This window comes from Dyella sp. (assembly GCF_035508675.1).
Classification (GTDB): domain Bacteria; phylum Pseudomonadota; class Gammaproteobacteria; order Xanthomonadales; family Rhodanobacteraceae; genus Dyella_B.
In genome coordinates this window covers 1-11,679 of record NZ_DATJMN010000047.1, presented here as the reverse complement: position 1 = coordinate 11,679, position 11,679 = coordinate 1, and the positions used below count along the sequence as shown (strand labels likewise).

Annotated in this window: 8 protein-coding genes; 4 read left to right on the top strand and 4 right to left on the bottom strand. The window is 63.7% G+C overall.

Going from position 1 to position 11,679, the window contains the following annotated elements; all coding sequences use genetic code 11:
• Both VMA74_RS02875 and VMA74_RS02870 read left to right on the top strand, forming a co-directional pair.
• Positions 1-1,166 (top strand): carboxy terminal-processing peptidase (locus VMA74_RS02875; protein WP_325364625.1); only part of this gene is annotated, 1,166 nt, incomplete at its 5' end.
• 146 nt (positions 1,167-1,312) lie between these two features.
• Positions 1,313-1,951 (top strand): DUF4126 domain-containing protein, encoded by a 639-nt coding sequence (locus tag VMA74_RS02870; RefSeq protein WP_325364623.1) that lies wholly within the window; start codon positions 1,313-1,315, stop codon positions 1,949-1,951.
• Here the strand turns inward: VMA74_RS02870 and VMA74_RS02865 are convergent.
• The 4 genes from VMA74_RS02865 to VMA74_RS02850 all read right to left on the bottom strand — a co-directional run bounded on the left by VMA74_RS02865 (position 1,942) and on the right by VMA74_RS02850 (position 7,230).
• Positions 1,942-3,318, bottom strand: a complete 1,377-nt coding sequence (locus VMA74_RS02865) for a leucyl aminopeptidase family protein (protein ID WP_325364621.1) — start codon at positions 3,316-3,318, stop codon at positions 1,942-1,944. The genes VMA74_RS02870 and VMA74_RS02865 overlap by 10 nt on opposite strands.
• Before the next feature lie 158 nt (positions 3,319-3,476).
• The gene (locus tag VMA74_RS02860) at positions 3,477-4,181 is read right to left on the bottom strand and encodes an HAD family hydrolase (RefSeq protein ID WP_325364619.1); all 705 of its coding nucleotides are present in this window, start codon (positions 4,179-4,181) and stop codon (positions 3,477-3,479) included.
• A gap of 15 nt (positions 4,182-4,196) precedes the next feature.
• A complete protein-coding gene (locus VMA74_RS02855; RefSeq protein ID WP_325364617.1) occupies positions 4,197-5,573 on the bottom strand; it encodes a substrate-binding domain-containing protein in 1,377 nt (458 codons plus the stop codon).
• A gap of 283 nt (positions 5,574-5,856) precedes the next feature.
• The gene (locus VMA74_RS02850) at positions 5,857-7,230 is read right to left on the bottom strand and encodes a DegQ family serine endoprotease (protein WP_325364615.1); all 1,374 of its coding nucleotides are present in this window, start codon (positions 7,228-7,230) and stop codon (positions 5,857-5,859) included.
• Between the two features lie 474 nt (positions 7,231-7,704).
• On the opposite strand from VMA74_RS02850, the gene VMA74_RS02845 reads away from it, so the two are divergent.
• Positions 7,705-10,977 carry an LAGLIDADG family homing endonuclease gene (locus VMA74_RS02845; protein ID WP_325364613.1) on the top strand — a complete coding sequence of 1,091 codons (3,273 nt, stop codon included), beginning with the start codon at positions 7,705-7,707 and terminating at the stop codon, positions 10,975-10,977.
• A gap of 95 nt (positions 10,978-11,072) precedes the next feature.
• Positions 11,073-11,537 (top strand): hypothetical protein, encoded by a 465-nt coding sequence (locus VMA74_RS02840; protein WP_325364611.1) that lies wholly within the window; start codon positions 11,073-11,075, stop codon positions 11,535-11,537.
• Positions 11,538-11,679 lie beyond the last annotated feature (142 nt).

Here is an 11,679-nt window from a genome sequence, read left to right as displayed (position 1 = left end):
TGTTCTACTCCGACTTCGGCGCCCGCAGCGAAGGCGACAAGAACTTCAAGAGCGCCACCCGCGACGTCGCCAAGCTGCTGGGCGAGCTGAAGGCCGAAGGCGTGCAGGGCGTGATCATGGACCTGCGCAACAACGGCGGCGGCTCGCTGTACGAGGCGAACGAACTCACCGGCCTGTTCATCGACAAAGGCCCGGTGGTGCAGGTGCGCGATGCGCGCGGCCAGGTGCAGGTGCAGGGCGATGACGATCCGGGCATGGCCTGGAGCGGCCCGATGGCCGTGCTGGTCAACCGCGGCACGGCATCGGCCTCGGAGATTTTCTCCGCCGCGATCCAGGACTATGGCCGCGGCCTGGTGATCGGCACGCAGACCTTCGGCAAGGGCACGGTGCAAACCCTGATTGACCTCAACCGCTTCGCCTCCGACACCGACAACAAGCCGGACTTCGGCGCGCTGAAGATGACCGTGCAGGAATTCTTCCGTATCAACGGCGGTTCCACCCAGCTGCGTGGCATCACCCCGGACATCCAATATCCGAGCAACGGCGACGACAAGGATTTCGGCGAATCGACCTACGACAACGCGCTGCCATGGACGCAGATCGCACCTGCCGACTACAAGCCGGTGGCCGACATGAAGGCCTACCTGCCGCAGCTTCAGCAGATGCACGACGCCCGCGTGGCCAAGTCGCCGGCATGGCAGCTGATGCTGGACGAGCTCAACCAGTACAAGAAACTGGCCGACCGCACCACCATCTCGCTGAACTACGACCAGCGCGAAGCCGAGCGCAAGCAGCTGGACGCCATGCAGGCCGAATTCCGCGCACGCCACAAGGCGATCGACGGCAGCACCGCCGACGTGGACGACGATGATCAACTCGACGACGGCCTCAATCCGAGCGAGCGCAGCCTTAAGTCGGAACTGAAAGAACAGGAAGAAGCCAAGAAGGCGCCCGATCCGCAGCTACAGGAAACCGCGCACATCCTGTTCGATGCGGTCGGACTGATCGACGCCAACCCGAAGCTGGCAGCAGAAGTGCTGCCGTACGGTGGCAAGCAGGGCGACAGCCCGTCGATGGCAGCGACCAACGGCCAGGTCTCGCTGCCGGCGCCGATGGTGGAGCCGGGCGCGTCGTCGCCGCCGGCCGCTGGATCGAGCGGCAAGTAAGCCGGTACGCATACGCTGGATTTCATCCCAGCCAAAAAAAGCGGCGCTTCGGCGCCGTTTTTTTATCAGCGCAACGGCGCCCATGGCTTTCTCCGCCAGTTAGCGCGAGGATGCCGCCGACCTCGCCGCGACACGGACCGGCCGCCATGGATCTGCTCTCCAACCTCGCCCTCGCCGGTGGCCTTGCCTGGGCCAGCGGCATCCGCCTGTACGCCACCTTGTTCATCGCCGGCCTGCTCGGGCGCCTGGGCTACGTCACCCTGCCGCCCGCGCTCGACGTACTCAGCCACAACTGGGTGCTGATTACCGCCGGCATGCTGATGGTGGGCGAGTTTTTGGCCGACAAGATTCCCGTGTTCGACAGTGTCTGGGATTCCATCCACACCTTCATCCGCATTCCCGTCGGTACCTTGCTCGCGTGGGGCGTGTTCAAGGGCTCGAGCGCAGATGCGCAGATCGCGGCAGCCTTGCTGGGCGGTGCCATAGTCACCGGCACGCATGTGGCGAAATCCGGCACGCGCGCGCTGATCAACACCTCGCCCGAGCCTTTCAGCAACTGGGGCGCGAGTGCGACCGAAGATATTTCGCTGCTGGGAATTCTTTATCTGGCGTGGCAGCACCCGCTGATGCTGCTCATCGCGTTGGCGCTGTTCGTTGCACTGATCGTTTGGCTATTGCCGAAGATCGTGCGCGGATGGCGGGCGATTTCCTCGCAGTGGCGAAAGCTGCGCGGTGGTTTCAACGCTTCACGCGACGAACGGGCAGGTTGGCGGCATCAACCGTAGCGTTTGCTCAACAACGCGAACATCGCGCGCAAGCCCATCGCCTCACCGCCGCGCGGGCGGCCCGGACGATCGCCGTCGTTCCACGCATAGGTATCCAGATGCAGCCATGGCATGCCTTCCGGAATGAAGCGTTCCATAAAGAGCGCCGCGGTAATCGCACCGGCATGCCGTGACGGCCCCGCATTTGCAAAGTCGGCGAGATAAGACTCCAGCAGCTTGCGATACGGCCGCCACAGCGGCAGCCGCCACAGCGGGTCGGCGACGTCGCTGCCGCAAGCGAGGGCCGCCTGGGCCAGTTGATCATCATTGGCAAACAGTGCCGGCAGGTCGGGACCCAGCGCCACGCGGGCCGCACCGGTGAGCGTGGCGAAGTCGATGATCAGCGCCGGCTTCTGCTCCGCTGCGTAGGCCAGTGCGTCGCACAGGATCAACCGCCCTTCGGCATCCGTGTTGTCGACTTCCACGCTGTGGCCGGCGCGCGTGATGATCACTTCGCCCGGACGCATGGCATTGCCGGCTACCGCATTCTCCACGGCGGGCACCAGCAAGCTCAGCCGCACCGGCAATTTCGCCTCCATCACCAGGCCGGCCAGCGCGATGGCATGTGCCGCACCGCCCATATCCTTCTTCATCCAGCGCATGCCGTCCGAAGGCTTGAGATCCAGCCCGCCGGTGTCGAAGCACACGCCCTTGCCGACCAGTACCACCTTCGGATCGCCGGCCTTGCCCCAGGACAACTCGACCAGGCGCGGCGGACGATGGCTGGCGCGGCCGACGGCATGAATGGTGGGGAAGTTGTCTTCCAGCAATTCCTCGCCGACCCACTCGCGCACCTTGGCCTTGTACGTCTTGCCCAGCTGTTTCACCTGGTCGGTGAGCTGCTTGGGGCCCATGTCCTCGGTCGGCGTGTTGACCAGGTCGCGCACGAAATAAGTGGCTTCGATCAGTGGCGTCAGCGCGGACAAGGTGGCGGCACCCACCACCAACGGTGAGCCCGGGCGCTTGGCGTTGCGATAACGGGTGAACTGGTAGGCGCCCAGCGCCCAGCCGAGTGCGGAAAGCTGCGGATCCAGCGGCACGCTTTCCGGCGCCAGCGTGTATTCCGCGCTAGGCAAGCTCAGCGACAACGCGGCCAACGCGCCCAGCGAATCCTGGCGATCCACGCCCACCACCACGCGCGCCAACTTGCCGTTCGTATCCGGCACCAGGCACACGCTGCCGGGCTTGCCATCGAAACCGCTTTCGTCCAGCCAGTTGCGTTGTGCGGCATGCAGGCGCTTGCGCAGGCTGGAGAGATGCGTGACATCGGTGGCTTCGATCGGCGTGGCAGCGCGGCGGCCGGAAGCTTGGGCAATCAGGGCGGGCATGCGATTCCTTGCGCGCGTCGGGTGTGCGCGTATGGTGGAGTTGACCGCAGATGATGCGCGCTTTTGCGCAGGGGTTCAAAGCGAATAGGCTCTACTGACGCAGGGGAGGGAGCGTGCCACGGCGAGTGAGGCTGCTGGGATGGAATCCCAGCCCGTGGCTAACCCGCCGCGGACAGCGGCTTCTCCAGCCACGCCACCAACCCGGCCAAATCCCGCAAATCCAGATCCGGCGCCAGCCCTAATGTCCCCGGCCACGGATGGCCTGCGCGATTGATCCACGCGGTACGCATCCCGGCTTCGCGCGCACCTGCCACGTCCAGCTCCGGATCATCGCCCACGTGCAGGATGTTTTCCGGCGCCACCCCCAGCTTTTCGGCCGCGGCCAGAAAGATGCGTGCATCAGGCTTGGCCACGCCCACCTCGCGTGCGCTGATGCGATGTGCGAAATGCAAATGCAGCCCGATGCGTTCCAGGTCGGCATTGCCATTGGTCAGGCTGGCCACCGGCCATGTCGCGCGCAATCGTTCCAGTGCGGGCAGGGCATCGGGGTAGAGTTCCACCGCGTTGCGTGCGGAGGCGAAGATTTCCCACATCGCGTCCAGCGGCGCGTCGTTGATGCCGCAGGCATCGAAGGCGCGCTGCATGGTGATGTAGCGCTGCGCGGTAAAGTCGTGCGCCAGGTCGATGTGCTCGGCGGCGACGCGGGCGCGTAGTTCGCGCAGCGCGGGGATGGGCCAGGTCTTGGCGACTTGCGGGTAATGCTGGCGCAGGTAGTCGTCCAGATCACGATCCGCCCGTTGCAGGGCCGGCATCACCGGCCACAGGGTGTCGTCCAGATCGATCGTGATGGCGAGTATTTGCAAGTGAAGGCGTGAAGATCAGCGGGATTCGATGCGCAACACCTGGCCCGTGCGCACCGTATTGTCCTTCAAATGATTCCAGCTGCGAATCTGCGCCACGTCCACGCCGTGCCTGCGCGCAATGGAGTACAGCGTTTCGCCGGCGGCGACGCGGTAAGCGCGGGCCGGCTTCTTGTCCACACTGGCCACGCGCTTCTTGGCCTCGGTCTTGCTCGCGACATTGATCTTGCCGGGGGTTTTCTCGCTGGCCTTGGCCACGGCCAGCTTGCCGTGGGTCACGTAGGCATCGCTGGTGACCTTGGCGAAGCTGCCGCGGTCGACCGCGACCACTTGCGTAAACGCCTCGCCACGCACGTCCTTCAGGCTGCTCGGCGGCGGTGTCAGCACCGCGCCCCTGACCTTGGTCAGCGTTGGCGTGGCGGGGGCCGCCTGGCGTGCGACCGCCACCGACGGCGCCACGGCAGGGCGGGACGCGGCGGCAATCTGCGTGGGCTCGGCGCTGGCGTGCGCACCGACTTCAGCCAGGATGCGGCTGCGGCGCGAAGCATCCATCGCGATCAGCGTCGTGCCTGCGTTATAGGGCACCAGCGAGTGCGCACGCAGTGCTGAGGCGCCCTTGTCGCTCAGCGTGAAATCCACGAACGCCTGGGCCGCCGCAGCGTTCGGACTCGATGGATTGGTCACCAGGTACAGCGGCGCGAACAAGGGGTATGCGCCGCTTGCCACGGTGGCAACGCTCGGTGCCGTGCCATCGATGCGCAGCATCTTGATCTTCGGATTGCCGGCCACGTTCGACAGCGCCGTCACACCGAAGCCGCGCGGATCCAGTTCGATCGACTGCTCCAGCTGCGTGGTGTTCACGTACAGGCGCGGCGCCGCCACCGGCTGGCTGCCGCGGCCGAACAGCAGCTTGCGCAGGCTGAATTCCACGCCATCGCCCGGGCTCGCCACGGCGAACACGTCGATCGGCACATTGTTGCCGCCGACCTCTTTCCAGTTGGTGATCTTGCCGTAGTAGATGTCGTGCACCTGCTGCAGCGTGAGGTTGCTGACCGGGTTGGCCGGGCTGGTGATCAGCACCAGGCCATCCCATGCCACCGGCGTAAAGGTAAGCCCGCTGTCGGTGGCGCTGCCCGAACTGGGACGCGCACTGCCGGCGATATCGGCGGAGCCGCCGGCCACCGCATCCAGGCCCGAGGCCGTGTTGAACGGTTGAAGCTGCACCGAGCCATGCCCGGACGATTGCCAGGCTTTCGCTACGCCTTTGACGACGCCGTTGGCGGTGACCACGTCGCCGCGCCAGATGAGCGACTGCGTGGCGGCAGCAAGCGCGGCGGTGGAGATGCCGGCGCCGATCAGGGCGGCGGTGAGCAGACGGGTGATGCGTACGGGCATAAGTAAAGCGCGACCTGCGAAAGGAGGGAAACGATGCGAGTGTGCCCTGCACGGCGCCTACACGCAGTGACGGGTTGCGGTATTTCAGCGGCCCCGGGCCAAAACATCAAGCAATCGCGCGAAGGAACTGCAAGTGCGTTCATGGAGTTGCGTGGAAAACTTGATCGGGACGAAAGGTTGGCGGCGCGATTTTCGTTTCGCTTTTGGTCAGCATTGGCCCGATCAAGCGCGATGATGCCCCGGATCAACGCCGGGGCTCACCGCCAACACGCCGGACGGCGAACTACTGGATCACCACGTAATTCAACCCATCATCCGTCGCCACCAGCAGCACCAGCTGACGCGGACGCGCCGCCGCCAGCCCCTGCAGATCCCGCAGGCTGGTAATGCGCCGATTGCCCACGCCGACAATCACATCGCCGGAGGACAAGCCCGCCTGCGCCGCGCGGCTGTTGGGGTTCACATTGGACGCCACCACTCCGGTGGTGCCTTGGCTGGCCTGCTCGTCGCTGAGGTCGCTGAACGTTACGCCGCTGAGCCGTGGATCGAGCTTGGCGCCATCCAGCGTGGCGATCTTCTGCGGCGTCAGTTCCGCCGTGACCTTGCGCGTGGTGCCCTTGCGCAACGTGGTCAGGCTTACCGTGCTGTTTGCCGGCAGCAGGCCGATGGCATTGGTGAGCTCATCCGAATCATGCAGCGCCTGCCCATTCACCGCGGTAATCACGTCGCCTACGTCCAGGCCGGCGCGCTCGGCTGCCGAGCCGGGCAGCACGCGTGTCACTACGGCGCCTTCGCTGCTCTTCAGGCCGAGCATGCGCGCAATGTTGGGCGTGATGTCCTGCGTCTGCGCGCCGAGGCTGCCGCGGCTGACCTTGCCGTGCGCGATCAACTGCTGCATCACCTCCGTGGCGACATTGCTGGGAATGGCAAAACCAATGCCGACGTTGCCGCCCGAGGGCGAAAGAATCATCGTATTGATGCCCACCAGCTCACCGCGCAGATTCACCAGCGGTCCGCCGGAATTGCCGGGATTGATCGACGCATCGGTCTGGATGAAGTTCTGGAAACTCGATCCGCCCAGCCCGGAACGCCCCAGTGCCGACACGATGCCCGAGGTCACCGTCTGGCCCAGGCCGAACGGTTCGCCCACCGCCACCACGAAATCACCCACGCGCAGCGATGAAGAATTGGCGATCGGCAGCGCCTGCAGCTTGTCGGCATCGATCTTCACCACCGCCACGTCGGTCGCCGGGTCGGTGCCCACCAGCGTGCCTTTGAAGTTGCGCCCATCCTGCAATGTCACCGTGATGTCGTCGGCGCCGCCCACCACGTGGTTGTTGGTAAGGATGTAACCCTTCGCCGCATCCACGATCACGCCCGAGCCCAGGCTTTGCTCCACGCGTTCGCGTGGTATGCCCTGCAGGCCGAAGAACTGGCGGAATACCGGGTCGTCGAAGAACGGGTTGCTTACCCGCACACGCGTCTTGGTGGAAATGTTCACCACCGCCGGCGTCACCTTTTCCAGCATCGGTGCCAGCGAAGGCAGCGGCTGGCCGTCGACTGCCGACGGCAACACGGCGTGCGCGTGCAGCGGCAGCACGGCGAGCGATGCGGCGGCAAACAGGGCGGTAAAACTGCGGAGTAGGCGTGGGTGCATGGAGTCTCCCTGAGCGAATGAAAACTGCTGCTTCGACTCGTTAGCGATGCGGACGGTTCCCAAGCATGCAACGTGCCGTTGGCGTGAGTGCGAAGGCGTGATGCGTGGCAAGGCATTCTAAATCCGTCGTGTCGGAGGGTAGCGCCGCCGCCAATCAGCTCATGCAACGAACATCTTCAGCCTAATCCTCGTGATGATGCAGTCAGCCCTTTACATCCTGCGATGGCGGGGGTAACGTTCGCCCAGTCACGACCACAACATCTTGTGTGCAGCAACGAGTATGAAACCCAAGTGCTGGGGCGGTGGCAAACGTCAGGAGGGGCTATCGCGATTTGCGAAAAAGCCACGCCCGACCCTCATGCGGGGGCATGAATCGGGCGCGCCGGGCCATTCTCCGCGCTGCTGATGCCACTTACACCCATAACAAAAGAAACCAACGGGGCCGTGAGGCCATGCCAGGAGGTCAGGAAGCCGATGAGCAGCTTGCGCGCAACCAACACCGGCCGTGATGCCGCAACCATTCCGTTGCAGCCCGCATCGCAAGATATCTGGGACAAGAAGTACCGTCTGCGCACCAAGAACGGCGACCCGGTCGACGCCACCATCGACGACACCTGGAAGCGTGTCGCGCGCGCACTCTCCGACGTGGAAGTCACGCCCGAATTGCGTGAACACTGGTACGAGCGTTTCCTGTGGGCGCTGCGCCGCGGCGCCATTCCCGCCGGCCGCATCACCTCCAACGCCGGTGCGCTGGAACACAAACCCGCCACCTCCACCATCAACTGCACCGTGTCCGGCACCATCCGCGATTCGATGGACGACATTCTGCAGAAGGTGCACGAGGCGGGGCTTACGCTGAAAGCCGGTTGCGGTATCGGCTACGAATTTTCCACGCTGCGTCCGCGCGGTGCTTACGTATCGGGCGCCGGCGCCTACACCAGCGGCCCACTGTCGTTCATGGATATCTACGACAAGATGTGCTTCACCGTCTCGTCGGCCGGCGGTCGCCGCGGCGCGCAGATGGGCACGTTCGACGTCAGCCATCCGGACGTCAAGGAATTCATCCGCGCCAAGCGCGAGAACGGCCGCCTGCGCCAGTTCAACCTCTCCCTGCTGATCACCGATGGTTTCATGCAGGCCGTCGAGCACGACCAGGATTGGCCGCTGGTCTTTCCCGTGCACGTCAAGGAACAGGGCGACATCGATCTCAACGACGCCAGCAAAGTCGTCTGGCGCGAATGGCCCACGCACGAAAACTACGTCGTGCGCGAAGATGGCCTGGTGGCCTGCAAGATCTACGGGCACATCCGCGCGCGTCATCTGTGGGACATGATCATGGTCTCCACGTATGACTACGCCGAGCCGGGGTTCATCCTCATCGACAAGGTGAACGAGATGAACAACAACTGGTGGTGCGAGCACATTCGCGCTACCAATCCGTGCGTGACGGCGGATACCCGTCTGGCGACGCAGTACGGCATGATCCCGATCGGCGAGCTGTACGCCTCCGGCGCTTCACTGGAGGTGTCCGTTGATCGCCGCTCGCTGGGCAAAGATGAACGCGGTGTCGAAGTGCGCCCGGCCAAGCCCGCCTTCATGACTGCAGCGAAAGCACCGGTCTACAAAGTCCTGACTGAAGACGGCTACGAGATCAAAGCCACCGAATGGCATGATTTCTACACTGGGCGCGGCAAGATCAAACTGCGCGAACTTGTAGTGGGCGACCGCTTGCTGGTGCAGTCCGGCAAGGGGCAATTCGGTAGCGAGGGCAGCGAGGATCTTGGTCTGCTTCTCGGCCTGATCACCGGCGACGGCCATTTCACCAACCGTGGCAAAGGCCAGGAAGCGGCAGTCATCACCCTGTGGGGCGAAGACCGTCAGCTGGCCGATCGCGTCGCGGGCTACATCAACACGCTGATCATGCACGTCATGCCGCGGCAGGATCGCGTATACAGCGTGTCACCCGTTGCCGTGCCGGAACGCAATCAGGTTTTCATCCGCTCCGTTCTCCTGGCTCGCCTGCTGGAGCACTACGGCTTCACCCGCAACACCAAGCTCAAGGTGCCCGAGGTGATCTGGCGCGGCAGCGAAGCCTGTGTGCGCAGCTACCTGCGTGCCCTGTTTCAGACCGACGGCACGGTCAACGTCTCCTCCTACAGCCAGAGCTGCTCCGTTCGCTTGGCCTCCAGCCAGGAAACGCTGCTGAAGGACGTGCAGATGCTGCTGGCCAACTTCGGCGTGTTCTGCCGCATCCGCAAGCGCCGCGATGCCCGCAGGAAAGACATGCCTGACGGGCAGGGCACGCAGCGCGCCTACCGCTGCCGTGCCGATTACGAACTGATCATCGACGGCGAATCCCGCGAGGCATTCATGCGTGAGGTCGGTTTCCTGTTGCCGGCCAAGACCGAAAAGTACGCCAAATGGGTGGCGGACAAGGCGCTACGCAAGACCCAGCGCTTCAGCTCCAAGATCACCAGCATCGAATACGTGGGCGAAGAAGCCGTCTTCGACACCACTCAACCTGATCACAATGCAGTGATCTTCAATGGCTTGGTCACCGGGCAATGTGGCGAGCAGCCGCTTCCGCCCTACGGCTCCTGCCTCCTCGGCTCCGTCAACCTCACCACCTTCGTGCGCGATCCCTTCGGCCCCAAGGCCCGCTTCGACTGGGACGAATATCGCGAAGTCGTGAAGATCTTCACCCGTATGCTCGACAACGTGGTGGAGATCAACGGCCTGCCGCTCGAGCAGCAACGCAACGAAATTCTTTCCAAGCGCCGCCATGGCATGGGCTTCCTCGGCCTGGGCAGCACGCTCACCATGCTCAAGCTGCGCTACGGCGACGAGAACGCCGTGGCCTTCACCGAAGACGTCTCGCGCGAAATGGCCGTGGCCGGTTGGGAAGTAGCCCTGGAGCTGGCCAAGGAAAAAGGCCCGGCGCCCGTGCTCGCCAAGAACTACACCGTCACCGGCGAGATGCTGCGCAAGCGCCCGGAGATGGTCGCCGACGGCTACAAGGTGGGCGACCTCATTCCCGGCCGCGTGCTGCACGCCAAATACAGCCGTTACATGCAGCGCGTCGCCGAAGTGGCGCCCAACCTCGTCAAGGAACTGGCCGAAACCGGCGCGCGCTTCACCCACCACACCTCCATCGCGCCCACCGGCACCATCTCCCTCTCGCTGGCCAACAACGCCAGCAACGGCATCGAGCCCAGCTTCGCCCATCACTACTCGCGCAACGTCATCCGCGAAGGCCGCAAGACCAAGGAGAAGGTGGAGGTGTATAGCTACGAGCTGCTCGCCTACCGCGCGCTCATCAATGCGAACGCCGTGCCGTTCAGCGACGACCCCAAGGCCAAGCTGCCCGACTACTTCGTTGCCGCCGACGACATCAGCCCCAAGGAGCACGTGGACATCCAGGCTGCCTCGCAGCTGTGGGTGGATTCCTCGATCTCCAAGACCGCCAACGTACCGACCGACTACCCCTACGAAGACTTCAAAGACATCTACTTCTACGCCTATAAACAGGGCCTCAAGGGATGCACCACGTTCCGCTTCAACCCCGCTGCATTCCAGGGCGTGCTGGTCAAAGAAGCCGACCTGGAAAACACCCTCTACCGCTTCGAATTGGAGGACGGTAGTGTTGTGGAACTGAAAGGCAACGAAGAAGTGGAGTACGACGGAGAGACGCACACCGCCGCCAATTTGTTCGATGCTTTGAAGGAAGGCTATTACGGAAAGTTTTAGTAGTGGCACGCAACGCAAAATCGCGCTACGTTTCCGCACACCGTGATCAAGCCTGATGAAGGTTCCATAACAACGTACCGGAGGGGAATACCCGCATGTCTATCGATACCGAGTTCGAAGTACACAATGACGATCTGCTCACCCCGGCCGCCCCGGTAGCCGAAGAGTCCGCTCCGGCCGCCGCGCCGAAGAAGGCTCGTCGCAAGAAAGCAGCCAAGAAAGCCACTGCCAAGAAAGCCGCTCCTGCCAAGAAGGCAGCGAAGAAGGCAACCAAGAAAGCCGCCAAGAAGGGCGCAGCGAAGAAGGCCGCCAAGAAAGGCGCAGCCAAGAAGGCTGTAAAGAAAGCCAGCAAGAAGGCCGCCAAGAAAGGCGCGGCCCGCAAAGCTGCAAAGAAGGTCAGCAGCAAAAAGACGGTCCGCAAGGCCGCAGGTAAGAAGACGGCCAAAAAGGCCGCCAGCAAGAAAACCGCCAAGAAAGCGGTGAAGAGGTCCACTGCCAGCAAGAAGGCCGGTCGTAAGGCGATCAAGAAAACCGCCAAGAAGGCCGCCCGCAAGAAGTAAGTCATGAGCAATCCGGCCCGACGCGAGTCGGGCCGGATTTCTTTTTTTGTCCCTCTCTGCATGAAGTCGATATAGCGAGGGACAACACGTTCTTCCCCCTCTCCCCTCCGGGGAGAGGGCCGGGGTGAGGGGCGAATCCAGC